This window comes from Aquabacterium soli (assembly GCF_003933735.1).
GTDB lineage: Bacteria > Pseudomonadota > Gammaproteobacteria > Burkholderiales > Burkholderiaceae_C > Aquabacterium > Aquabacterium soli.
In genome coordinates this window covers 202,410-227,181 of the sequence record NZ_RSED01000001.1, presented here as the reverse complement: position 1 = coordinate 227,181, position 24,772 = coordinate 202,410, and the positions used below count along the sequence as shown (strand labels likewise).

Genomic DNA, 24,772 nt, shown 5'->3' with positions numbered 1-24,772 from the left:
TCGGTCTTCTGCGGCTTCAGCCGCCCACCAGGGCCTTGCCTTCGTCAATGATGCGCGCCAGGGTGTCATCCACCCGGCTCAGGTACTCGTCGACCTGCTCGACCGTGGCATCGCAGCGCTGCCAGACCACGGGCAACAGCAACTGGCCATCGAGCTCGGTCACCACGTGCAGCATGGACACGCTGGGCACTGCCGCCACCAGCTTGACCATGCGCAGTTTGGCATCCGGCGCATTGAGCTTGGACACGTTGCCCAGGCTGGTGGCGTGGCAGCTGATGCGCGGCATGCGCCCCTTGCGCTGCATGCCATGCACGATGTGCGACAGCAGCGTGCGGCCCAGCACCGGCATGGCCATGCCGGGTAACTGCCCCCACAGCATCTCGCGGCGCTCGAAACGGTCCATGCCCTCGTCGATCTGCGCCTTGATGGAGGCCGCCCGCTCGCGCAGCGATTTGCGCCCCACCTCGGTGACCAGGAAGGCGCCCACATGGTTGCCCCACAACAGCCTGGGCTTGTGGCCGGCTTGCTGCGGGTAATAGCGCCGCAGGTCGACCGACTGGCGCACCACTGCGCCGGCCAGCGCGTCATTGGGCGCGTAGGACAGGTAGGTCTCGCACAGCGCCAGCGTGACCAGGCTGTTGACGCTGAGGTCCAGGATGCGCGCCACGCGGCGCAGATCCTGGGTGTCCACCGGCACCGTGTGGTGGCGCAGCATGTGGATGCTCAGGTAGGGATGGCCTTGCGGCGCGGCCTGCTGGATGTGCAGGCTCTTGAGCAGCTTGCCCTCGCGGGCGCGGTGCTGGAAAGAGCGCCACAGCTTGACGGGCCATTGCAGCACGGACGCCGGCGCCAGCGCCCCCAGGTGCGAGGCCGCTTCCAGCGGCTGCGCGGGAATGCGCGGCCCACCGTTGAGACGCGCCAGCAGGTCGGTCAGGAACTGCAGGGCCGAGCGTCCATCGAACAGGATGTGGTGTACCGACAGGAACAGCGCGGGTGAGGTGGCATGCGGCACGAAGCGGAAGCGGCACAGCAGGCCGTGCTCCAGCGGCACCACTTCGTTGAGGATCTGGTGGTGCAGGCGCTCCAGCGCGGCCGGATCGCCCGCATCGACGTGCGCGTCTTCGCGCCAGGCCACGTCGAACAGCTGGTCGGTGGTCTCGTTGTCCGGCAGGATGCGCATGCGGTGCGAGTGCAGGCCCGCCTCGACCACCCCGCGAAAGCGCGGCCATGCGCTGACCAGTTCCCGCAGCACGGCACGCAGCCGGGCCGGCTCGATGGCCTCGTTGAACTGCAGCATGTAGGTGATCACCATCGAGCCCGCCAGCCCTTCGACGGCGATGTAGGCATGCTCGGTGTGGTTCAGGGCCAGCGTGGGTGCGGCCAGGGATGAAGGTGTAGGTGCGACAGCCATGCACCCGATGGTGCCAGACCCTGCGTGGGCGCCGCCTCCTGATTTGCGCCACCCCTCGATCGCGTGCCTACAATGCCCGGATGACCTCGCCCACCACCGCCCTGCCCCGTCTGGCCAACGACCGTTTCCTGCGGGCCTGCCTGCGCCTGCCCACCGACTGCACGCCCGTGTGGCTGATGCGCCAGGCCGGCCGCTACCTGCCCGAGTACCGAGACACTCGGGCCAAGGCCGGCAGCTTCATGGGCCTGGCCACCAACCGCGACCACGCCTGCGAGGTGACGCTGCAGCCGCTGGCGCGCTACGACCTGGACGCCGCCATCCTGTTCAGCGACATCCTGACCGTTCCCGACGCCATGGGCCTGGGCCTGAGCTTCGCGCAGGGCGAGGGCCCGCGCTTCGCCAGCCCCGTGCGCGACGAGGCGGCCGTGGCCGCGCTGGCCGTGCCCGACATGGACAAGCTGCGCTACGTGTTCGATGCCGTGAGCACCATCCGCGGCGCCCTGACCAACGCCGATGGCGCCGGCCGTGTGCCGCTGATCGGGTTCTCGGGCAGTCCCTGGACGCTGGCCTGCTACATGGTCGAGGGCAGCGGCTCGGATGATTACCGCCTGGTCAAAACCATGATGTACCAGCGCCCCGACCTGATGCACCGCATCCTGCAGGTCAACGCCGATGCCGTGGCCCTGTACCTGAACACGCAGATCGCGGCGGGCGCGCAGGCCGTGATGATCTTCGACTCGTGGGGCGGCGTGCTGGCCGACGGCAACTTCCAGGCCTTCAGCCTGGCCTACACGCAGCGCGTGCTCAGCCAGCTCAAGAAGGAGCATGACGGCGTGCGCATCCCGCACATCGTGTTCACCAAGGGCGGCGGCCTGTGGCTGGAGCAGATCGCCGACACCGGCTGCGATGTGGTCGGCCTGGACTGGACTGTGAACCTGGGCCAGGCCCGTCAGCGCGTGCAGGACCGCGTCGCCTTGCAGGGCAACCTGGATCCCAATGTGCTGTTCGCCCAGCCCGAGCAGATCCGGGCCGAGGTGATCCGCACGCTGGACAGCTTCGGCGCACCGGGCGCGACCGGCGGGCACATCTTCAACCTGGGCCACGGCATCAGCCAGTTCACGCCCCCTGAGCATGTGAGCACGCTGGTGGACACGGTGCACGCGCATTCGCGCACGCTGCGCGGCTGATCAGCCCGCTCAGGACTTGTCGCGTGCGGCCAGCACCGCTGCCGACAGGATCAAGGCACCGCCGACCAGCACCGGCAGACTGAGCGAGCCGCCGCCCCACCACACCGAGGTCACGGCCGCAAACACCACCTCGGTCAGCATGATCACCGAGGTGATGCGCACGGGCAGGCGCGCGGCAGCGTACTGCAGCGCCATGTTCGACGCCACGAACAGCAGGCCCATGCCCAGCGCCAGCCACAGCCAGGCCGCCTGCGGCGTCGGTGGGGCGGGCACCTGCCCTTGCCACATGAGCACCAGCCCGAGCGCCACGGGCAGGGCCACGCCGCCACTGAACATGGCCAGCGCGCGCACTGGTGCCTGCTCATGGGCCATCTGTCGCAACAGCACGTTGGTGAAGGCAAAGCCCACCCCTCCCGCCAGGCCCAGCCAGTCGGCCAGGCCGTCGAAGACGGGCCAGCCCCCGGCCGGGGGCCGCAGCACCAGCACGGCACCCGCCAGCGCCAGGCCCACGCGCATCAGCGCGCCGGGCGTGATGCGCTCACCCAGCATCCACCAGGCCAGCAGCGCGGCCCACACGGGCATCAGGTAGAACAGCAGCACCACGCGCACCACATCGCCCGCACTCACGCCCCAGTTGAAGGCTGCATTGGTGGCACCGGCCGCCAGTGCCAGCGCCCACAGGCGTGGCCGCGTGGCCACGATGCGCCAGGCGGCGGGCCGCGAGGCCGTGATCACCAGCACGCCGATGGCCAGGAAGAAGGCCGTGGCCCAGAGTGCATGCAGGCCCTGGGCCTGCAACTGGCGCAAGGGCCACCAGGACACACCCCACACCAGGGCGTTGAACAACAGGCCCAGCACCGGCCACATCCTGCTCGTCAGCATCTTCTTGTCGTTGTCTCGTCGTCGATCGGGAGCAGCTCAGCGTCGCTCCACCACCATGGGGGCCAGGCGCAGCGCATCCCGCACGCGGCCGGCCACGGCCTGTGCATCGTTCTTGGAAGCGTAGGGCCCGGCCTGGAGGCGGTACACCTGGCCTTCCTGGAACACGCCCAGCAAGGGCGACAGGTTGATCATCTCGTCAGCCACCCGCTTCTGGAAGGCGTCCACACCCGCACGCTGGCTGAACGCGGCCAGTTGCACCCAGAAGCCCTTGGAGGCCGGCGTGAAGGCGCGGGACTGGACCACGGCCGGCGCGGCAGGCACCGCGTCGCCGCGCGACGAGGCGGCTGCGGGCGGAGGTGAGGCGTCGTCCAGCTGCGAGGCCAGTGCCAGGATGGGGTCATGCTCGCCAGGGTCCACGGGCTCCAGGGCCGGTGCCGGCGTGCTCAAGGCCAGGGCGGGAGCGGGCGATGGCGCCACCACCATCGGCGGCGGGGCCGTGTCCACCTTGGCCACCGAGGTTTCAGAGCGCCACTGGCCCGTGCGGATCTGGTCGAAGGTCAGGCGCTCGATCTCGACCTCGATGCTGCCCTTGCTGAGCATGTCGAGCTTGACCGCGGCCGTGTAGCTCAGGTCGATCACGCGGCTGCTGTGGAAAGGGCCTCGGTCGTTGATGCGCACGATGATCTCCTTGCCCGATCGCACATCGCGCACCCGCGCGTAGCTGGGGATGGGCAGGGTGCGGTGCGCCGCGGTCATGCCGTACATGCTGTAGACCTCGCCACTGGCTGTGCGGCGACCATGGAACTTGGTGCCATACCAGGAGGCGCCTCCCCGCTGCCTGAAGCTGACATCGCCCTCGAGCGGTTCGTAGCCTTGCCCCAGCACCACGTAAGGCTTGTTGGGCCCCCCCCGGCGGACGGGCTCGATGCGCGGCTCGGCATCAGGCACCTTGGCCAAGTCGGGCGGGGGGCTGGCGGGGGCGCCATCGCGGCTGCTGGTGCCAGGGCGCGGCGTCTGGCCCGTGCCGCTGCCTGGCCCCGGACCGGTGGCACAACCGGCCAGCCACAGCAGGGCCAGGGCCACCACGGCCAGGCCGGGGCGTCCCAAGGGCCCCATCGGCAAGGCAGGAACGGACAGATCACGCATCCCGCCACCATACACGAGGCCGGCACCCGTCCGCCCCATGGCACACCCTGTCACAAGCCTGCGGCGTCCACACCCTGCAGGTCACCAGTCGGCCTTGGCACAATGCACCCAAGCCGCACGCGCGCCGTGCCTTCCACCGCGACCTCCTCCGACGCCGCCACCATGTCCAGCACACCCAAGCTCCCCTTCGACCACGCTTTCGAACGTGGCATGCGCAACCGCCGCGCCGCCCTGGGCGACGCCTGGGTCGACAAGTCCGTGGCCAAGGCCAACACCTTCAACGCCGAGTTCCAGCACTTCATCACCGACTACGCGTGGCATGGCGTGTGGGGCCGCCCCGGCCTGGACTGGAAGACCCGCCGCGTGCTGGTGCTGGCCGTCACCAGCGCCCTGGGCCGCTGGGACGAGTTCGAGATCCATTTGCGTGGCGCGCTCACGCCCGGCAACGCCCACACCCTGAGCCCGGACGAGGTGCGCGAGGCCCTGATCCAGATCGCCATCTACGCGGGCGTGCCCGCGGCCAACACCGGGTTCGCCAAGGCCCTGGGCATCCTGCGTGAACTGGGCCTGGAGCCCCCTGCCCACCCGGCCGACAACGCCTGGCACTCGGGCGAGGGCCGCCCGGCCTTCACCACGACACGGCCCAAGCTGTTCGCCACCATCCGCGAGCCCCGCCACGCCGACACCGGTGCCGACGAAGGCCGCCAGACCATCGTGCTCAGCCACGCCCTGGGCCAGGACCACAGCATGTGGGATGCCGTCGCCAACCAGCTGGCCCGCTACCACCGCGTGATCACCCCGGACACGCGGGGCCATGGCCGCTCAGAGATCCCGCAAGGCCCCTTGACGCTGGCCGAGCTGGCGGCCGACGCTGCCCGCGTGATCGACGAGCTGGCCGAAGGCGGCCCGGTGATCTGGGTGGGCCTGTCCATGGGTGGCATGATCGGCCAGGAGCTGGCCCTGCAGCACCCCGACAAGATCAAGGCGCTGGTGCTGGCCAACACCACCAGCGCCTACCCCGAGGCCGGCAGGCAGGCCGTCACCGAGCGCATCGCCACGGTGCAATCGCAGGGCCTGGGGGCCATCGCCACAGCCACCATGAACCGCTTCTTCTCGGACAGCTTCCGCGAGCAGCAGCCGGCCGCCGTGGCCCGCCACCAGCGCCTGTTCGAAGCCACCGATCCGGAGGGCTACACGGCCTGCTCGGCCGCCATCCGCGAGATCGACCTCACGGCGCGCCTGGGCGAGATCGGCGTGCCGACCCTGGTGATCGCCGGCAGCGAAGACCAGGGCACCCCCACGCCCATGCTCGATACCATTGCGCAGGGCATCCCGGGCGCGCACCTGGTCACGCTGCAGGGCGCTGCCCACCTGAGCGCGGCCGAGCAGCCCGAGGCCTTCTCCGAGGCCGTGGCCGAGTTCATCGCCGGGCTCTGAGCCGTTTCAAGGCGTGGGATGGCGTCATGCTCTATGCTGAGGCCTTCACCCCGCCCGCCTCCTTGCGTCCCTTGTCCCGCGCGCCCAGCCGTTCCCGTGTCGATGTCTTCCCATTCTCCCCAGGCGGGCGCCGCCACCATGAACCCGGCCCAGATGGAGGCCGTGCTGCACCTGCACAGCCCCTGCCTGGTGCTGGCCGGTGCCGGCTCGGGCAAGACACGCGTGATCACGCAGAAGATCGCGCGCCTGCTGCAGCCCGGCGAGGGCGCAGACCTCGCGCCTTCGCAGATCGCCGCCATCACCTTCACCAACAAGGCGGCCGCCGAAATGCGCGAGCGCGCCAAGGCCCTGATCGGCGCCAAGGCCGCGGGCAAGCTGCTGATCTGCACCTTCCACTCGCTTGGCGTGCGCCTGCTGCGCGAAGACGGCACGGCCCTGGGCCTGAAGCCTCAGTTCTCCATCCTGGACAGCGACGACGTGACCAGCATCCTGCGCGATGCCGGCGGCACCACCGACGCCAAGCAGGCGCGCTCATGGCAATGGACCATCAGCCTGTGGAAGAACATGGGCCTGAACAGCAGCCAGGTCGCACCGCACATCACCACCGACGACGAGCTGGTGGCCGCCAAGGTGATGAAGCTGTACGAGGAGCGCCTGTCCGCCTACCAGGCGGTGGATTTCGATGACCTGATCAGCCTGCCGCTCAAGCTGCTGGCCGAGCACGAGCACGTGCGCCAGAAGTGGCAGCGCCAGCTGCGCCACGTGCTGGTCGATGAATACCAGGACACCAACGCCACCCAGTACGAGCTGCTCAAGCTGCTGGTGGGCAGCGAAGGCATCTTCACCGCCGTGGGCGACGACGACCAGTCCATCTATGGCTGGCGCGGCGCCACGCTGGACAACCTCAAGCGCCTGCCGCAGGATTTCCCCACCCTCAAGGTGATCCCGTTGGAGCAGAACTACCGCTCCACCAGCGCCATCCTGCGTGCGGCCAACAACGTCATCCAGCTCAACCCCAAGCTCTTTCCCAAGACGCTGTGGTCGGACCTGGGCGAAGGCGAGCCCATCAAGCTGATGGAGTGCGACAACGAAGAGCACGAGGCCGAGCGCGCCGTGTCGCACTTCCAGGTGCTGCACGCCCAATTGCTGGCGGCCAACCAGGCCGATCCCTCGCGGGCCGACTGGAGCAACTTCGCCATCCTGTACCGCGCCAACCACCAGGCGCGCCCGTTCGAGCAGGCGCTGCGCAAGGCCAACATCCCCTACAAGGTGTCGGGCGGGCAGAGCTTCTTCGACAAGGCAGAGATCAAGGACCTGTGCGCCTGGCTGCGCCTGCTGCTCAACAACGACGACGACCCGGCTTTTCTGCGCGCCGTGACCACGCCCAAGCGCGGCATCGGCCACCAGACGCTGGGCACGCTGGGCGAGTTCGCGGGCCAGTGGAAGGTGAGCCTGTTCGAGGCCCTGTTCGCCGAATCGCTGGCCGCCGCGCTGAGCGCGCGCGCCCTGGGCAGCCTGCACGAGTTCGGCCGCTACGTGAATGACCTGGAATACCGCGCCCGCCAGACCTATGGCAGCGAAGACGCCAAGGCGCTGCTGCTGGAGTGGCTCAAGGACATCGGCTACGAGCAGCACCTCTACGACAACGAAGAGAACGAGAAGATCGCAGCGGCCCGCTGGACCAACGTGCTGGACTTCATCGACTGGGTGGCCAAACGCTGTGGCGGAGAGATCGAGAACGACGGCGGCATGTCGGTCGAGACCGAGAAAAAGAGCGTGATCGAGGTGGCTCAGCTGATCTCGCTGATCACCAGCCTGGCCGAGCGCAATGCCGACCAGAACGTGGTGACCCTGTCGACGCTGCATGCATCCAAAGGCCTGGAATGGCCGCACGTGGTGCTGGCCGGCGTGAACGAGGGCTCCCTGCCCTTCTCACGCGAGGAAGGCGACATCCTGCCCCAGCAGATCGAGGAAGAGCGCCGGCTGATGTACGTGGGCATCACGCGAGCCAGGCTGACACTGGGCGTGAGCGCGCTCAAGCGCCGAAAGAAGGGCCGCGAGTACGTTCAGGCCATTCCCAGCCGCTTCATCGCGGAGATGAAGCTGAGCGAAGGCGGCGGCGGCGTTCCAGGAGAAAGCCCGCGCGACAAGCTGCGTCGCCTGCGCGAGGAGATGGCGGCCAAGGCCAAGACCTCGGCGCAGACGCTCAACCAGCAGCCCTGAGCTGCCGCTGCCCTGCCGTACCGCCGAAAAAAAACCCGAGTCGACGAATCGGCTCGGGTTTGAATCCACCAAAGGAGGAGGGTGGAGGAGACAAACAAAACACACTGTTGAGAACCCGCCGTGGCGGGAAAGTTCAGCAGTACGTATCAAAGTGTACGGAATGCGGTGGCTGCCAACAAGGGTTTTCACCACAAAGCCGACCGCCTCTGTGTGAAATTAAACGCTTCCCAGGCGGCCGCGTCAACAGGCAGCGGCACGGGCACAATCACAACTTTCACACCTTCATAAGAATGCGTCGCGTTTTTACATGAACGCGCCACGGAGAAACCCGATGGAATGCACCATCCACTGGCAGCCCGCCTCGGGCATGGCCTTCATGGCCGAGACCGGCAGCGGCCACGTCATCAACATGGACGGCGCCCCGGACGGCGGTGGCCGCGACTTGGCGCCCCGCCCCATGGAAACCGTGCTGGCCGGCACCGGCGGCTGCACGGCCTACGACGTGGTCCTGATCCTCAAGCGTGGCCGCCACGATGTGCGGGGCTGTTCGGTCAAGCTCACGGCCGACCGCGCCGAGACCGACCCGAAGGTGTTCACCAAGATCAACATGCATTTCGTGGTGACGGGCGTGAACCTGACAGAGGCGGCTGTTCAGCGCGCCGTCCAGATGTCCCACGAGAAGTACTGCTCGGCCAGCATCATGCTGGCCAAGACGGCCGAGATCACGACCAGCTTCGAGATCGTCGCGGCCTGACGGGGCTGTGCGCCACCGGCCTCAGAGCCGGTGGGCCGTGACCGTCATCACCTTGGCGGCGGCGCGCATCAGGGCGCGCACCGGCAGCGGCAGCGGCACGCCGCCAGCCTTTTGGGCCGATTCCGCATGCTCGGCCTCGTCGTCACGCATCTGCGCCACGATGGCCCGCGAGGCCGTGTCGCCCGGCGGCAGGCGCGACATGTGGCTGTGCAGGTGCTGCTCGACCTGGCGCTCGGTCTCGACCACGAAGCCCAGGCTCACCTTGTCACCGACGCGTGCGGCCAGCAGGCCGATCGCGAAGGCGCCGCTGTACCACAGCGGGTTGAGCAGGCTGGTGCGCCCGCCCAATTCGCGCAGGCGCTGCTCGGTCCAGGCCAGGTGGTCCGTCTCTTCGTCGGCGGCCGCCTCGAAATGGGCGCGCAGCGCCGGGTCGGAGGTGCCCAAGGCCTGCGAGGCGTACAAGGCCTGGGCGCAGACCTCACCGACGTGATTCACGCGCATCAGTGCGGCCGATTCGCGGCGGTCGGTGTCGGACAGCAACTCGCCCTCCAGGGCGGGGCGCGGGCAGGCGCGCGAGGCCACATGCGTGCCCCAGACCGTGCGCAAGGCCGAATCCACCGCGATCAGGGCGCGGTCCAGCGGGCTGTGCCGCACACCGGCGGCCACTTGGGAAATCTCGCTCATGGAAGGATCCTAGTCCATCCGCGGGCGGCCGGCCTGCGCCAGCGCAATAAAGCCTGGCCGGGCTCCGCCTAGCGTTGCATCAGCCCCCGGCTCTTGGCGATGGACATCAGGATGCCCAGGCCCAGCCCCAGGGTGACCATGGCCGTGCCGCCATAGCTGATGAAGGGCAATGGCACCCCCACCACGGGCAGGATGCCGCTGACCATGCCCATGTTGACGAACACGTAGGTGAAGAAGCCCAGCGAGATGCTGCCGCCCAGCAGGCGAGAGAACAAGGTGGGCGCCTGGGCCGAGATGATCAGCCCCCGATAGATCAGGCACAGGAAGAGGAACAGCAGCAGCAGGCAGCCCGCCAGGCCGAACTCTTCGGCAAAGGCCGCGAAGACGAAATCGGTCGTGCGCTCGGGGATGAACTCCAGGTGGGTCTGCGTGCCCTTCATGAAGCCCTTGCCGCTGATGCCGCCCGAGCCAATGGCCACCATGCCCTGGATGATGTGAAAGCCCTTGCCCAGCGGATCCTGCGTAGGGTCGAGCAGCGTGCAGACGCGGTGCTTCTGGTAATCGTGCAGCACGACCCAGTCCAGGCCGGGCTGGCAGATGCGCTGCTCTGACACCACCACCGCCGTGATCCCCGCCGCCCCGATCAGCAGCACGGGGATGATCAGCTTCCAGCTCAGACCCGCGAAGAAGATCACGTACAGCCCGCCCGACAGGATCAGCAGCGAGGTACCCAGGTCCGGCTGCTTCATGACCAGGCCCACCGGCACCGCGAGCAGCAAGCCAGCCACGACAAAATCCAGGCCCCGCAGCTGCCCCTCGCGGCGCTGGAACCACCAGGCCAGCATCAGCGGCATGGCGATCTTGAGCATCTCCGAGGGCTGGATCACCATGCCCACATTGAGCCAGCGTGTGGCGCCCTTCTTGGTGATGCCGAAAATGGCCACGGCCACGAGCAGCAGCACGCCGACGACGTACAGCGGCACGGCCAGCGCCATCAGCCTTTGCGGCGGGATCTGCGCCACCGTGAACAGCACGATGGCGGCCAGCGCCATGTTGCGGGACTGGTCGATGAAGCGCGTGCCGTGGTCGTAGCCGGCCGAGTACATGGCGGCCAGGCCCACGGCGCACAGGCAGGTCACGATCAGCAGCAGCGGCCAGTCGAAGCCGGCCAGCACCGGTTTGAGGCGCTGCCACAGCGAGGGTTTTTCAAAGGCGATGTTCATGGCGTTCTCGCCGAGACCGGGGGCCGGGAAACCGTGAAGGGAAGCGAGGACGCAGTGGCAGGCGCGGACGGGGAAGCCGGTGCCGGTGCCGGTCGAGGCACGGGCGCCGATGCCGATGCCGATGCCGATGCCGATGCCGATGATGTGGGCAGCACAGGCGCGGAGGCGCCCACGACCGGGGCCGAGGCACCCGAAGCCGCCTGCGCCGCCGACACCGGCGCGTCCATCGAGAAGGCATCACGCCCCCGCGGCAAAGGCACTTCGCTGGCCTTGCGCGGTGTGCCGATGGGCGCGGTGGCCTTGCCCTGCTGCACCGCTGCGATGTCTTCCTCGCTCGGGTAGATGTCGGCCAGCAGGTAGTCCAGCACGCGCCGGGCGATGGGGGCGGCCGCCGCCGTTCCCCAGCCAGCGTTCTCGACGATCAGCGCCAGCGCCACGCGCGGCTGCTCGGCCGGCGCAAAGGCTTCGTACAGGGAATGGTCGCGCCGGTACTCATCGACATTGGCCGCCTTGTAGCGTTCGTTCTGCTTGAGCGTGACGGCCTGGGCCGTGCCCGTCTTGCCGCCGCTGGTGTAGGGCGCCCCCAGGAACACGCGCGCCGAGGTGCCCTCCTGCGCCACGGCCGACATGGCCGAGCGGATCAGGGCCGCGTGCTCGGGCTTGATGGGCACGGGCTCCAGCGGGTGGCCGGCCACCTCGCTGCGGTGGCGCTGCACCACGTCTTCGATCTCGCGCACCACGCGGGGCTGGAAGCGCTTGCCATCGGACACCACGGTGGACAGCGCCGAGGCCACCTGCAGCATGGTGAAGGTGTTGTAGCCCTGGCCGATGCCCAGCGAGATGGTCTCCCCGGCGTACCACTTCTTCTGCTCGGGGCGGCGGTAGGCCTTGCGCTTCCACTCGGTGGACGGCAGGATGCCCGTGACCTCGCCCTTGAGGTCGATGCCCGTCAGGCGGCCGAAGCCCAGTGGCTCCATCTGGTCGTGGATGGTGTCCACGCCCAGTTCGTTGGCCAGCGAGTAGAAGTACACATTGCTGGATTCGGTGATGGCGCGGCGCATGTCCATCGCGCCGCCGCGCTCGTTCTCGGGGCTGCGGAAACGGTGGCCACCGAACATGAACACGCCGTTGTCCATGATGATGGTGGACGGGTGGCGCTTGCCAGTGTTGAGCGCCGCCAGCGCCATGAACGGCTTGTAGGTCGAGCCCGGCGGGTAGGTGCCGCGCAGCGCGCGGTTGAGCAGCGGCTTGTCGGGCGACTCATTGAGCTCGCGCCAGCTTTCGGTGTCGATGCCGTCGACGAACAGGTTGGGATCGAAGGTGGGCTTGCTGACAAAGGCCAGCACCTCGCCGTTGCGCGGGTCGATGGCCACCAGCGCGCCACGGCGGTTGCCGTAGAGCTTCTCGATCAGCTCCTGCAGCTTGATGTCGATCGACAAGGTGAGCGTGTTGCCCGGCGTGGCCGGGTTGGAGCGCAGGCGCCGCACGGCACGCCCGCCCGCGCTGGTTTCCACCTCTTCGAAGCCGGTGATGCCGTGCAGGTCCTTCTCGTAGGCCTGCTCGATGCCCAGCTTGCCGATGTAGTCGGTGCCCCGGTAGTTGGCCTGCTCTTCTTCCGGCCAGTCCTCGATGGCTTCCTTTTCTTTCTGGTTGATGCGCCCGATGTAGCCCAGCACGTGGCTGGCCACCTCGCCATAGCGGTAGTGGCGGAACAGGCGGGCCTGGATCTCGACCCCGGGGAAGCGGTAGCGTTGGGCGGTGAAGCGGGCCACTTCTTCGTCCGTCAGGCGCGTGCGGATGGGGATGGACTCGAAGCTCTTGGATTCTTCGCGCAGGCGCTTGAAGCGGCGGCGATCCCGCAGCTGGATGTCGACCACGTGCGAGAGCGCATCGATGGTGGATTCCAGGTCTTCGACCTTCGAGGGCGTGATCTCCAGCGTGTAGGCCGAGTAGTTGTTGGCCAGCACCACCCCATTGCGGTCGACGATGAGGCCCCGGTTGGGCACGATGGGCACGACCGCGATGCGGTTGTTCTCGGCCTGGGTGGCCAGTTCGTCGTGGCGCACCACCTGCAGCACCAGCAGGCGGGCCACCAGCAGGCCGAAACAGAACAGGACGAAGCCGGCCGCTGCCCACAAACGTGTGCGAAAACGGCTCAGTTCGGCTTCGAGATTCTTGATTTCGGTCATGCGCGGGCCACGGATCGGGTCCAACCCTCTATCGTAGCCCGGATCACCGGACGCCCGGGCCCTTCGCACGGGCCGCGGGGCTCAGGAATTGGCGCGCCGTTCAGGCTCGCCGGCAGGCTGGGCGCCTGCTCAGAAGCGCCACAGGCCCTGCAGCCACCAGCGGGTGGCGGCGTCCTGCTCGGATTCCACCTTCTCGCTGCCCAGGCGGCTGGCCACCATCAGCTTCAGGCCCACCGTGGGCAGGGGCGCCCAGGTGACGGAGGCACCCGCGCCGCTGAGGAAGCGCTTGTTGTCGGCCGAGGCGTTGTAGGCGTTGCGGTTGATCTGGATACCGCCCGCGTCCACGAAGGCGGCCAGTTGCACCGGGCGCAAGGGGATCGTGTAGCGCACTTCGCCAGACAGGATGTAGCCCTCGTCACCAGGCGACTCGCCCTGCGGATAGGCCCGAACGCCAGAGGCGCCGCCGAGCGACAGCTTCTCGGACGCATCCAGGTTCTTGGAAGCCAGCTGGCCGTAGGCCGAGCCGAACAGCGCCCAGTTGGTCGAGAGCGGCCAGGTCAGGTTGCCGGTGCCCGCCAGCTTGGTGAAGCCGCCGTCGCTGCGCGCCGTGGCGGCGTCGTTGCTGCGCACCGACGCGGTCCGGATGTCCAGATCCCCCCGGCTGAGCACGGCCGCAGCGGCATAGGTGGCCGGCGTCAGGCTGCCGGTGTTCAGGTTGCCATAGGCATTGAGCGACAGCGACAGCACCTGGCTGTCCTTGCGCGTGGAGGCCACCGGGGCGACGGCCTCGATGCGGTCCTCGAACGATTTGTCGTCGTAGGTGACGGTGGCCAGCAGATTGGTGTCCAGCGAGCGCTTGAGCGGGTAACTGGCGAACACCGAGGTGATCCGCGAGGAGCCCCGGGCGTCCAGCAGCGCGTACTCCCGGCCCAGTTCGTAGCGCAGCATGGACCACGAGGTGCCCACGACCAGTCCGGAGCCGCCCACCGGCAGGCGGTATCCCAGGCGGATATTGCCCAGCTTCTCGTCGGTGATCAGCGAACGGACCTGCAACTGATCGCCCAGCCCCAGGGGGCTGTTGACGTTGATCGTGCTGGACACGCGGTTGTAGCCGGTGTAGCGGTTGCCGTGGTTGTCGGCATCGAGCTGCCCGGACACGCGGGCACCCGGTTCGACCACGAAGCCCAGGTCGGTCTCACCGGTGCCTGCGCCCGGTTGCAGGTTCACGGTGGCGCGGCTGGCGCCGGGTGTTTCGCCCAGCAGCAGCAGGCGGCGCTCCAGCGATGGCTCGTGCACCACGGCGCCCACCTGCACATCGCCCAGCATGCGGCGCACCTGCCCGTCATCGACAAGCGACTGGTTGTCGATGCTGACCTTGCCCACGCGGCCTTCGAGCACCAGGAACTCGACCACGCCGTCGACGATGTCCTGCTCTGGCAGCACGGCGCGCGCCACGGCGTAGCCCGCCTGCTCGTACTGATCGGTGATGCGCTGGGCGGCGGCCTGCAGCTCGGCCAGCGTCACGTGTTTGCCCATCAGGTCGCCCACCAGGCTGGTCAGCATGTCATTGCTGAACACGGTGGCGCCGGTGATCTTGAGGCCACGCACCTGGAAGCGCATGGTGGAGGCCGAAGGGGCCGCTGGCGCGGGCTTCTGAACATGCACCGCCTCCGCATCGGCGGCACGCGGGACGGGCGCCACGGGCGGCAGCACGGAACGCTGCACATCACCTGCCGTGGGCGGCGCGACCTGGGCCTGGGCCGCGGCCATCACGCACAGCAGGGTGGCCACAGCGGCCGTGACGGGCTTCAAGGCCCGCGTCATTGCTTGAGCACGCTTCATCATCCGTGTTCCTGAAAACAGAAAGGCCACGGCTCATGGCCGCGACCTGAAAGAGCCCCGGGCGGGGATCAGCGCAGAGGCTGGGGCGACTTCACGCCACCATCGGTGACGCGCAGCGGACTGCGGTCACTGCGACGACGGGCCTTGATCTTCTCCGGGTCGTCTTCTTCGCCAGCGGCGGTGGGCGGCAACTGGGCGAGCAGATCGCCCAGGCCTGCCAGGTCCACGTTGATCGATGTGGGTTGTCCACCGCCGTTGTTGATGATGGTGCCCAGATCCGGCGTGGTGGTCGGCGGGTTGGGCGGCGGGCTGGTGATGGCGCCCGTGGCCGATACCAGCGTCACATCGTAGTTGTTGAGGCTGCTGGCGCCGTTGGCATCGGTGATGGCGTAGCCACCATTGACGTTGATCCCGCGAACGCCGACGGCGCTGCTGTCAAAGGACTGGCTCAGCGCCGCGATGCTTTCATTGGCCACCAGGCCGCTGGCCTGGGGCGCCGCGGTGGAGGTGGCGGTGGTGTCGAAGGCCTTCGAATCGGTCACCGCGCTCAGCGTCAGGCCAGCCCGGTTGATCGTGCTGGTGGTGTTGGCGGCGTAGGTGACGTCGTAGTTGTTGCCGTTGTTGCCATCGTTGACGGTCACGCCGGCCACTGTCACGGTCTTGCCCGTGCCGGCGTTCTTGTCGGTGTAGGCGAAGCTGCCGCCCGAGATGCTGTCCGTGCCCTTGAGGCTGGTGCCCGCGCCGACCTGCGCCGTGCCGTTGGCGTCCAGCAGACCGTTGTAGGTCTTGGTCACATCAGCCGAGGTGATCGTCAGGCTGGCCTTGTCGATCACACTGGTGGTGTTGTCGACGTAGGTCACGTCGTAGTTGTTGCCGTTGTTGCCATCGTTGACGGTCACGCCGGCCACTGTCACGGTCTTGCCCGTGCCGGCGTTCTTGTCGGTGTAGGCGAAGCTGCCGCCCGAGATGCTGTCCGCGCCCTTGAGGCTCGTGCCCGCGCCGACCTGCGCCGTGCCGTTGGCGTCCAGCAGACCGTTGTAGGTCTTGGTCACATCGGCCGAGGTGATCGTCAGGCTGGCCTTACCGATCGCACTGGTTGTGTTGTCGACGTAGGTCACGTCGTAGTTGTTGCCGTTGTTGCCATCGTTGACGGTCACGCCGGCCACTGTCACGGTCTTGCCCGTGCCGGCGTTCTTGTCGGTGTAGGCGAAGGTGCCGCCCGAGATGCTGTCCGTGCCCTTGAGGCTGGTGCCCGCGCCGACCTGCGCCGTGCCGTTGGCGTCCAGCAGACCGTTGTAGGTCTTGGTCACATCAGCCGAGGTGATCGTCAGGCTGGCCTTGTCGATCACACTGGTGGTGTTGTCGACGTAGGTCACGTCGTAGTTGTTGCCGTTGTTGCCATCGTTGACGGTCACGCCGGCCACTGTCACGGTCTTGCCCGTGCCGGCGTTCTTGTCGGTGTAGGCGAAGGTGCCGCCCGAGATGCTGTCCGTGCCCTTGAGGCTGGTGCCCGCGCCGACCTGCGCCGTGCCGTTGGCGTCCAGCAGACCGTTGTAGGTCTTGGTCACATCAGCCGAGGTGATCGTCAGGCTGGCCTTGTCGATCACACTGGTGGTGTTGTCGACGTAGGTCACGTCGTAGTTGTTGCCGTTGTTGCCGTCGTTGACGGTCACGCCGGCCACCTTCACGGTCTTGCCCGTGCCGGCGTTCTTGTCGGTGTAGGCGAAGCTGCCGCCCGACAGGCTGTCGGTGCCCTTCAGGCTGGTGCCCGTGCCGGCCACCGCGGTGCCATCGGCACTCACCTGACCGTCGTAGGTCTTGGTCACATCGGCCGAGGTGATCGTCAGGCTGGCCTTGTCGATCACACTGGTGGTGTTGTCGATGTAGGTCACGTCGTAGTTGTTGCCGTTGTTGCCATCGTTGACGGTCACGCCGGCCACCGTCACGGTCTTGCCCGTGCCGGCGTTCTTGTCGGAGTAGGCGAAGCTGCCGCCCGACAGGCTGTCGGTGCCCTTGAGGCTCGTGCCCGCGCCGACCAGGGCGGTGCCATTGGCACCCAGCAGGCCGTCGTAGGTCTTGGTCACATCAGCCGAGGTGATTGTCAGGCTGGCCTTGTGGATGGTGGCCTGCAGCGTGGCAGGCACCAGGAAGTTCGCGCCGAACGATTGGGCCAGGATGCTGCCTGTCACCGTAACATCCACACCCGTGCCGGCGTTGCGCGACACGAAGTCGGCGCTGGCGAGCTTGAACACCAGGTAGTTCGCGGTGATCTGCTTCAGGTCGACCACGGCGGTGGCAGCGGTCGTGCCGTCATAGGTCTTGTCTTCAGCGCTCAGCCAACCGTCCCGGTCCTGAACCGGCGTTGCGGCAGAGTTCGGATCACCGACGATCTTGGTGAAGGTGCCGCCCGCATCGAGCTGCGCCGTGATCGTGCCGTTGGTGCCGGCGCTCATGTTGCCCTTGCGCTGCTGCACCGTGATCTGGCCCACGCCACCCAGCGCGGTGAGGCGGATGGCGCCATCCGGGCCGGCGCTGACACCGCCGGCCTCGATCACGCCCTGGGCATTGACCACAGCCTGCTTGCTCGAACGGGCATCCATGGCGATCTGGCCACCGGCCGCGCGCAGCGTGCCTGAATTGACCAAGCTCTTGCCATGGGCCGAATCCGTCGTCAGGCTGTAGGTGAAGGGGCTGCCGTCACCGGGTTTGAACTCGGCGCGGCCACCACCCAGCAGGTAGATGCCGCCGCCAGGCGCCACGATCGTGCCGGTGTTGATGACCTTGTTGCCCACCAGCGCAACCATGCCGCCCTGTGTGGCCACGATGGTGCCGGCGTTGCGCACTTCGGCCGTGCTGCCATTGGCCTGCAGGACCACGCCGCCGTTGGCCGCGTTGAACGACACCAGGTCATCCGTGCTGGCCATGAAGCCGCCCACCGTGACCTGCGCGCCCGCGCCCACGAGCACCCCATTGGGGTTGAGGATGAACACGTTGCCGTTGGCCTGGAGCTGCCCCAGGATCTCGGTGGCCACGCCACCCTTGATGACGTTCAGCGCCACGGCATTGGCCGAGGGCTGCACGAACTTGAGTGTTTCACCGGCAGCGACACCCAGCGTCTGCCATTCGATGCGCACACCGTTGGTGGTCTGGTTGACGGTGGTCGTGGCCCCGGAGGTGGCCAGCGTGGCACTGCCCTCGACGGGGTTGAACCCGGTACCCGCTGCGTGCGCCCCAAGCACGCACAACAGCGCGCTGGACACGGCCACGGCCTTGCTGGCGGTGCGGGCGCCACAGGCGCGGGCCATTTCAGCCACCGCGACAAAACCACCAGCGGCTTCACGCCAAATCAAACGGTACACATGGTTCATGACTACAACCTCGACAGACAGCTTGCACATGCAGCCCGGCCGTGACGCAAGGCGCCATCAACCCGGCGGCTGCGGCAAGCAAGACCCGCCACAGCCCAAAACAGGGACTGACGAGGTTTTAACGTCTTGAAACAATTCCCGCAATCCCGGATTTGGTGGGTCATGCACCGGCACTGAGCGTGAAATAAGTCACGATTGTCCGGAATGCACCAACTCTGATCAGAGGGGCCGGTTCTTGTCCCGATCAGGGGCTCGGCGTTGCGGCGCCAACAGCAGCATGTGCGCCACGGGCCAGAGCGCCGCCTCGAAAAGGGGTGCCGCCAGCAGCCCCCAACCGGGGAAGGTGGCGCCCGCGATCAGGCGCACCAGCAGGGCCACGGCGTGCGCCGCGATGAACAGAGGCAGGATCTGCACGGCCTGCGACCCAACCGTGAACCAGAGCAGGCGCCGGTGCACGGTGATGGCGAAGTAGCTCAGCAGCGTGTAGGCCAGGGCATGCTGGCCGAGCAAAGCACCATCGTGCACATCCATGAACAGGCCGAAGACGAAGGCCGCCCCCACGCCCACGCGGCGCGGCTGGTGCACGTTCCAGAACACCAGCACCACGGCCAGCACATCCGGCAGGGCGGGCACACGCCCCACTGGCAGCAGGTTGAGCATCAGCGCCAACAGCAGGGTGACCCAGATGAACACCGGGTTGACGGGCAACAGCAGTTGCGAGCCGCGCGGCATCATGGTCATCGCCCGCCCCCGTCCTGCGGCGCTGCGCTCGCACCGGGCGCCGGCAGCGACGCCAGGGAGGCGCCTTGGCCAGGATGGGTGGCATGGGCCGCCTGAGCCGCGGAAGCAGGATCGCTCGGCCGCGCCGGTAGCTGGTCTTGCACCGGGTGCAGCACCAGCACATGCTTGGGCGAGTCGGGCTCGGCCATGGGCACCAGGGCAATGCGGGCAAAGGCCGAATCGGCCCGGCGGTCGACCCGCAGCACCTTGGCCACCGGCAAACCGGCCGGGTAGATGCCATCGAGCCCGGAGGTGAGCAGGATATCGCCGGCCTGGACGTCGGCATTGCCAGCCATGAAGCGCAACTCCATGCCCTGCGCCTGCGGCAGGCCATAAGCAACGCCGCGCTGCTGCGTGCGGGCATTGAGCACGGGCACGGCGGCATCGCGGTCGGTCACCAGCGTGACCTCGGCCGTGAGCGGGTACACGCGGGTGACCTGGCCGAGCACACCGGTTTCATCGAGCACGGGCGCGCCCAGCACCACGCCGTGGCGCCCGCCACGGTCCAGCACCACCTTGCGGGTGTAGGGATCGGGCGCGTCGTAGAGTACCTCGGCCGCGAGCGTTTCCACATTGATGCGGGGGCGAAGTTCGAGCAGTTGGCGCAAGCGGGCGTTCTCGGCCTCCAGGCTGGCCACGCGCATCACGCGCTCGGCCTGGGCGGCCACGGCCTGTTCAGCCACATTCTCGGCGCGGCGGGCGTCATCGAGCCCGCGCAGGTAGTGCCCAGCCTGATCCCAGCCGTGCACCGGGGCCAGCAGGACCTGCTGCACCGGGTGCAATACCGTGGCCAGGGCAGCACGCAGCGGCTGCGTGACTTGGAAGCGCACGTCGGCCACCATCATGAACACGGCCAGCGACGAGAAGAACAGCAGGCGTGTCAGCGCCGACGGCCCTTGCTTGAAGAAGGGCGGCGGGGTGCGGTCCAGCGTGCCCAGCGACATGGTTGCTCATCAAGCCGCCAGCGCGGCGAACGGCCTTATTCGGAGGTGAAGATGCTGCCCAGGCGGTCCATGCGCTCCAGCGCGATGCCGCAACCGCGCACCACGCAGGTCAGCGGGTCTTCGGCCACCAGCACCGGCAGGCCGGTCTCTTCGGCCAGCAGGCGATCGAGGTCGCGCAGCAGCGCGCCGCCGCCGGTCAGCATCATGCCGCGCTCGGCGATGTCGGCGCCCAGCTCGGGCGGGGTCTGCTCCAGCGCGTTCTTGACGGCCGACACGATCTGGTTGAGCGGGTCGGTGAGGGCCTCGAGGATCTCGTTGCTGGAGATGGTGAAGCTGCGGGGCACACCTTCAGAGAGGTTGCGGCCCTTGACTTCCATCTCCTTGACCTCGGAGCCCGGGAAGGCGCTGCCGATGTGCTTCTTGATGGATTCAGCGGTGGGCTCACCGATCAGCATGCCGTAGTTGCGGCGGATGTAGCTGATGATGGCCTCGTCGAACTTGTCGCCGCCGACGCGGACCGAGCCCTTGTAGACCATGCCGCCCAGCGAGATCACGCCCACTTCGGTGGTGCCGCCACCGATGTCGACCACCATGGAGCCGGAGGCCTCGGAGACCGGCAGGCCGGCGCCGATGGCCGCGGCCATGGGTTCTTCGATCAGGTAGACCTCGGAGGCGCCAGCGCCCAGCGCCGACTCACGGATGGCGCGGCGCTCGACCTGGGTGGAGCCGCAGGGCACGCAGATGATGATCCGCGGGCTGGGCTTGAGCACCGAGCGCGGGTGGACCATCTTGATGAACTGCTTGAGCATCTGCTCGGTGACCGTGAAATCGGCGATCACGCCGTCCTTCATCGGGCGGATGGCCTCGATGTTGCCGGGCACCTTGCCCAGCATGGCCTTGGCCTCGTGGCCCACGGCCTGGATGGATTTCTTGCCATTGGGCCCGCCTTCGTGGCGGATGGAGACGACCGAAGGCTCATCGAGGACGATGCCCTTGTCACGCACGAAGATCAGCGTGTTGGCGGTGCCCAGGTCGATGGCCAGGTCGGTGGAGAAATAGCGGCGGAATGTTCCGAACATGAATACGGCTCCGGCGACCGGGATCGATGCGGTGGGGGCCTCGCGGATGCAACCAAGCCCGAGGTCGTCGGGCAGGCATCCGGGCACACGTCCAACCGGCACGCCACAGGTCGCTGCGGGGGTGGTGGGATAACCTAGGATAATACCCCATCCCCTGGGTAAAACCGGGCATCCCGCCCGTGGTTTCACCCTCGGTTCACCCCTCGACACGCTTGCACCCACCATGGCTTCGAACCCCGCCACATTGACCCCCGAGGACATCGGCCGCATCGCCCAGCTCGCCCGGCTGGAGCTGAGCGCCGCCGAGCAGAGCGCCATGCTGGCGCAGCTCAACGGCTTCTTCGGCATCGTCGAGCAGATGCGCGCGGTGGACACCTCCGGCGTCGAGCCTCTGTACACCCCCCTGTCGGCCATCGAGGACGTCACCCTGCGCCTGCGCGAGGACGCCGTCACCGAGCCCGACCAGCGCGAGGCCAACATGGCCAACGCCCCCGCCGCCGACGGCGGGCTGTTCCTCGTGCCCAAGGTGATCGAATGAGTGCCGCCATGACACAAGTGCCCCACGACCTTCACGACCTGACCCTGGCCGAGGCCTCGGCCCGCCTGGCCGCTGGCCAGACCACCAGCGAAGCCCTGACCCGCCACGCGCTGGCCCGCATCGAGCGCCACAGCAACCTGGGCGCCTTCCTGCACGTCGACACCGATGGCGCGCTGGACGCCGCCCGGGGCGCCGATGCCCGCCGCGCCGCCGGCCAGGCCCTGGGCCCGCTCGACGGCCTGCCCATCGCCCACAAGGACATCTTCGTCACGCAGGGCCAGCCGACCACGGCCGCCTCGAAGATGCTCAAGGGCTACCAGAGCCCTTTTGACGCCACCATCGTGGCCCGCCTGCACGCGGCCGGCATGGTGTCGGTCGGCAAGCTCAACTGCGACGAGTTCGCCATGGGCGGCGCCACCGAGAACTCGGCCTACGGCGTGGCCCGCAACCCCTGGGCACTGGACCAGATCGCGGGCGGCTCGTCCGGCGGCTCGGCCGTGGCCATCTCGGCCCGACTGGTGGCCGCGGCCACGGGCTCGGACACCGGCGGCTCGATCCGCCAGCCGGCCGCGCTCACGGGCGTCACCGGCATCAAGCCCACGTACGGGCGCTGCTCGCGCTACGGCATGATCGCCTTCGCCTCCAGCCTCGATCAAGCCGGCCCGCTGGCCCGCACGGCCGAAGACTGCGCCCTGGTGCTGCAGGCCATGAGCGGCTTCGACGAGCGCGACGCCACCAGCGCCCAGCAGCCCGTGCCCGACCTGGCCGCCGCGCTGCGCACGCCGCGTGCTGGCGCCACCGCCGATCAGCCACTGGCCGGCCTGCGCGTGGGCGTGCCCAAGGAGTTCTTCGGCGAAGGCGTGAACCCCGATGTGCTGGCCGCCACGCGCGATGCACTGGAACAGCTGCGCAAGCTGGGTGCCACGCTGGTCGATGTCAGCCTGCCGCGCACCGAGCTGTCGATCCCCGTGTACTACATCATCGCGCCGGCCGAGGCCTCGTCCAACCTGAGCCGCTTCGACGGTGTCAAGTTCGGCCACCGCGCGAAGCAGTACACCGACCTGGCCGACATGTACCGCAAGACCCGCGCCGAAGGCTTCGGGCCCGAGGTCAAGCGCCGGATCATGATCGGCACCTACGTGCTCTCGCACGGCTACTACGATGCCTACTACCTGCAGGCCCAGAAGCTGCGCCGCATGATCGCCGATGATTTCCAGGCAGCGTTCAAGGTGTGCGACGTGATCGCCGGCCCCGTGTCGCCCACGGTGGCGCGCCCCATCGGCTCGCAGACCGACCCGGTGGCCGACTACCTCGCCGACATCTTCACCTTGCCCGCCAGCCTGGCCGGACTGCCCGGCATGAGCGTGCCGGCCGGCTTCGGCGACCAGGGCCTGCCCGTCGGCCTGCAGCTGATCGGCAACTACTGGCAGGAGGCCGCGCTGCTGCACACCGCGCACGCCTTCCAGCAGGCCACCGACTGGCACCTGCGCGCACCCGCCGCCCTTTCCGCGCTCGACGCCTGATCAAGACGACACCGACACCATGAGCACCACCCTGATCCGCGGTTTCGAGGTCGTCATCGGCCTGGAAACGCACGTCCAGCTGTCCACCGCGTCCAAGATCTTCTCGGGCGCCTCCACCCACTTCGGCGCCGCGCCCAACACCCAGGCCTGCGCCGTCGACCTGGCCCTGCCCGGCACGCTGCCCGTGATGAACAAGGGCGCGGTCGACCGCGCCATCGCGCTGGGCCTGGCCGTCGGCGCCATCGTGGCGCCGCGCTCGATCTTCGCGCGCAAGAACTACTTCTACCCCGACCTGCCCAAGGGCTACCAGATCAGCCAGTACGAGATCCCGGTGGTGCAAGGCGGCTCGGTCAGCTTCTTCGTGGGCGAGCAGGCCCACACCGTGCGCCTGACGCGCGCCCACCTCGAAGAAGACGCTGGCAAGTCGCTGCACGAGGACTTCGCCGGCTTCAATGGCGAGAAATCCAGCGGCATCGACCTGAACCGCGCCGGTACGCCGCTGCTGGAGGTGGTGACCGAGCCCGACATGCGCTCGAGCCCCGAGGCCGTGGCCTATGCGCGCGCGCTGCACACGCTGGTGGTGTGGCTGGGCATTTGCGACGGCAACATGCAGGAGGGCTCGTTCCGCTGCGATGCCAACGTGTCGGTGCGCCGCCCGGGCGCCGCCCTGGGCACCCGCCGCGAGATCAAGAACCTCAACAGCTTCAAGTTCCTGCAGCAGGCCATCGACGTCGAGATCCAGTGGCAGATCGACCAGATCGAAGACGGCCTGCCCATCCAGCAGGCCACCGTGCTGTTCAACCCCGATGCCAATGGCGGCCGCGGCGAAACCCGCGCCATGCGCACCAAGGAAGACGCGCACGACTACCGCTACTTCCCGGATCCTGACCTGCCGCCGCTGGTGATCGCGCCCGAATGGATCGAGCGCGTGAAGGCCACCATGCCCGAACTGCCCGGCGTGATGGCCGCGCGCTTCGAGAAGGACTACGGCCTGCCCGCCTACGACGCGACGATGATGACGCAGTCGCGCGCGTTCGCCGAATTCTTCGAGAACGCGACCAAGGTGAGCGGCGCGCCCAAGCTGGTGTCCAACTGGCTGATGGGCGAGGTCTCGCGCCGCCTGAACGCGGGCGAGCAGGGCATCGAATCGAGCCCCGTAGATGCCACCCTGCTCGGCGCGCTGGTCAAGCGCATCAGCGACGGCACGCTGCCCAACAACGCCGCCCGCCAGGTGTTCGAAGCCCTGTGGACAGGCGAGCAGGCCGGCGTGGCCGAGGCCCTGGCTCGCGTCGATGCCATCATCGAGGCCAAGGACCTCAAGCCCATGGCCGACACCGGCGAGCTGGAAAAGATCCTCGACGACATCCTGGCCGCCAACGCCAAGTCGGTCGAAGAGTTCCGAGCCGGCAAGGAAAAGGCCTTCAACGCGCTGGTGGGCCAGGCCATGAAGGCCACCAAGGGCAAGGCCAACCCGGCCACCGTGAACGAGCTGCTCAAGAAGAAGCTGGCGGGCTGAAGAACTGACCCACGCCAGGGCTGCCCGGCCCTGGCTGGAGCATCAT

Annotated in this window: 18 protein-coding genes; 7 read left to right on the top strand and 11 right to left on the bottom strand. The window is 68.1% G+C overall.

What is annotated here, in order from left to right; translation table 11 throughout:
• Nucleotides 1–16 precede the first annotated feature (16 nt).
• Entirely contained in the window at nt 17–1,411 is a 1,395-nt protein-coding gene (locus EIP75_RS00885) for a condensation domain-containing protein (protein ID WP_125241326.1), read from the bottom strand.
• Between the two features lie 80 nt (nt 1,412–1,491).
• Between EIP75_RS00885 and hemE the strand changes: the two genes are divergently transcribed.
• The gene (hemE, locus tag EIP75_RS00880; RefSeq protein ID WP_125241325.1) at nt 1,492–2,598 is read left to right on the top strand and encodes a uroporphyrinogen decarboxylase; all 1,107 of its coding nucleotides are present in this window, start codon (nt 1,492–1,494) and stop codon (nt 2,596–2,598) included.
• A gap of 9 nt (nt 2,599–2,607) precedes the next feature.
• On the opposite strand, the gene EIP75_RS00875 is transcribed toward hemE, so the two are convergent.
• Entirely contained in the window at nt 2,608–3,480 is an 873-nt protein-coding gene (locus tag EIP75_RS00875; RefSeq protein WP_125241324.1) for a DMT family transporter, read from the bottom strand.
• 36 nt (nt 3,481–3,516) lie between these two features.
• Nucleotides 3,517–4,626 carry a septal ring lytic transglycosylase RlpA family protein gene (locus EIP75_RS00870; protein WP_233584611.1) on the bottom strand — a complete coding sequence of 370 codons (1,110 nt, stop codon included), beginning with the start codon at nt 4,624–4,626 and terminating at the stop codon, nt 3,517–3,519.
• Nucleotides 4,627–4,752: 126 nt separating this feature from the next.
• Here EIP75_RS00870 and pcaCD point away from each other — a divergent pair, with 126 nt between their 5' ends.
• From pcaCD to EIP75_RS00855, 3 genes are all read left to right on the top strand, one after another.
• A complete protein-coding gene (pcaCD, locus tag EIP75_RS00865) occupies nt 4,753–6,063 on the top strand; it encodes a bifunctional 4-carboxymuconolactone decarboxylase/3-oxoadipate enol-lactonase PcaCD (RefSeq protein ID WP_338014883.1) in 1,311 nt (436 codons plus the stop codon).
• A 102-nt stretch (nt 6,064–6,165) separates the two neighbouring features.
• Entirely contained in the window at nt 6,166–8,286 is a 2,121-nt protein-coding gene (locus tag EIP75_RS00860; protein ID WP_233584610.1) for an ATP-dependent helicase, read from the top strand.
• A 331-nt stretch (nt 8,287–8,617) separates the two neighbouring features.
• The gene (locus EIP75_RS00855; protein WP_125241323.1) at nt 8,618–9,040 is read left to right on the top strand and encodes an OsmC family protein; all 423 of its coding nucleotides are present in this window, start codon (nt 8,618–8,620) and stop codon (nt 9,038–9,040) included.
• Nucleotides 9,041–9,061: 21 nt separating this feature from the next.
• Here the strand turns inward: EIP75_RS00855 and coq7 are convergent, their stop codons facing one another.
• From coq7 to EIP75_RS00815, 8 genes are all read right to left on the bottom strand, one after another.
• The gene (gene coq7, locus EIP75_RS00850; protein WP_125241322.1) at nt 9,062–9,724 is read right to left on the bottom strand and encodes a 2-polyprenyl-3-methyl-6-methoxy-1,4-benzoquinone monooxygenase; all 663 of its coding nucleotides are present in this window, start codon (nt 9,722–9,724) and stop codon (nt 9,062–9,064) included.
• 68 nt (nt 9,725–9,792) lie between these two features.
• Complete coding sequence (rodA, locus tag EIP75_RS00845; protein ID WP_125241321.1) at nt 9,793–10,947, bottom strand: rod shape-determining protein RodA; 1,155 nt, start codon at nt 10,945–10,947, stop codon at nt 9,793–9,795.
• Nucleotides 10,944–13,136: a penicillin-binding protein 2 gene (gene mrdA / locus EIP75_RS00840; RefSeq protein ID WP_125241320.1), complete on the bottom strand. Its 2,193-nt coding sequence runs from the start codon at nt 13,134–13,136 to the stop codon at nt 10,944–10,946. The genes rodA and mrdA overlap by 4 nt, the downstream gene beginning before the upstream one ends.
• 129 nt (nt 13,137–13,265) lie before the next feature.
• Complete coding sequence (locus tag EIP75_RS00835) at nt 13,266–14,948, bottom strand: ShlB/FhaC/HecB family hemolysin secretion/activation protein (RefSeq protein WP_158622698.1); 1,683 nt, start codon at nt 14,946–14,948, stop codon at nt 13,266–13,268.
• A 98-nt stretch (nt 14,949–15,046) separates the two neighbouring features.
• Nucleotides 15,047–18,346: a YDG domain-containing protein gene (locus tag EIP75_RS00830; RefSeq protein ID WP_158622697.1), complete on the bottom strand. Its 3,300-nt coding sequence runs from the start codon at nt 18,344–18,346 to the stop codon at nt 15,047–15,049.
• Between the two features lie 219 nt (nt 18,347–18,565).
• Nucleotides 18,566–19,087 (bottom strand): rod shape-determining protein MreD, encoded by a 522-nt coding sequence (gene mreD, locus EIP75_RS00825; RefSeq protein ID WP_199758455.1) that lies wholly within the window; start codon nt 19,085–19,087, stop codon nt 18,566–18,568.
• Nucleotides 19,084–20,070 (bottom strand): rod shape-determining protein MreC, encoded by a 987-nt coding sequence (gene mreC, locus EIP75_RS00820; RefSeq protein ID WP_125241317.1) that lies wholly within the window; start codon nt 20,068–20,070, stop codon nt 19,084–19,086. The genes mreD and mreC overlap by 4 nt, the downstream gene beginning before the upstream one ends.
• A gap of 35 nt (nt 20,071–20,105) precedes the next feature.
• On the bottom strand, nt 20,106–21,149 hold the full coding sequence (locus tag EIP75_RS00815) for a rod shape-determining protein (RefSeq protein WP_125241316.1): 1,044 nt from the start codon (nt 21,147–21,149) through the stop codon (nt 20,106–20,108).
• A 223-nt stretch (nt 21,150–21,372) separates the two neighbouring features.
• On the opposite strand from EIP75_RS00815, the gene gatC reads away from it, so the two are divergent.
• Genes gatC through gatB form a run of 3 tightly spaced genes read left to right on the top strand, consistent with a single transcriptional unit; the run spans nt 21,373 to nt 24,726 of the window.
• Complete coding sequence (gene gatC / locus EIP75_RS00810; protein ID WP_125241315.1) at nt 21,373–21,687, top strand: Asp-tRNA(Asn)/Glu-tRNA(Gln) amidotransferase subunit GatC; 315 nt, start codon at nt 21,373–21,375, stop codon at nt 21,685–21,687.
• An 8-nt stretch (nt 21,688–21,695) separates the two neighbouring features.
• Complete coding sequence (gatA, locus tag EIP75_RS00805; protein ID WP_125241314.1) at nt 21,696–23,210, top strand: Asp-tRNA(Asn)/Glu-tRNA(Gln) amidotransferase subunit GatA; 1,515 nt, start codon at nt 21,696–21,698, stop codon at nt 23,208–23,210.
• A gap of 19 nt (nt 23,211–23,229) precedes the next feature.
• Nucleotides 23,230–24,726 carry an Asp-tRNA(Asn)/Glu-tRNA(Gln) amidotransferase subunit GatB gene (gatB, locus tag EIP75_RS00800; protein ID WP_125241313.1) on the top strand — a complete coding sequence of 499 codons (1,497 nt, stop codon included), beginning with the start codon at nt 23,230–23,232 and terminating at the stop codon, nt 24,724–24,726.
• The last annotated feature ends 46 nt before the right edge of the window (nt 24,727–24,772 follow it).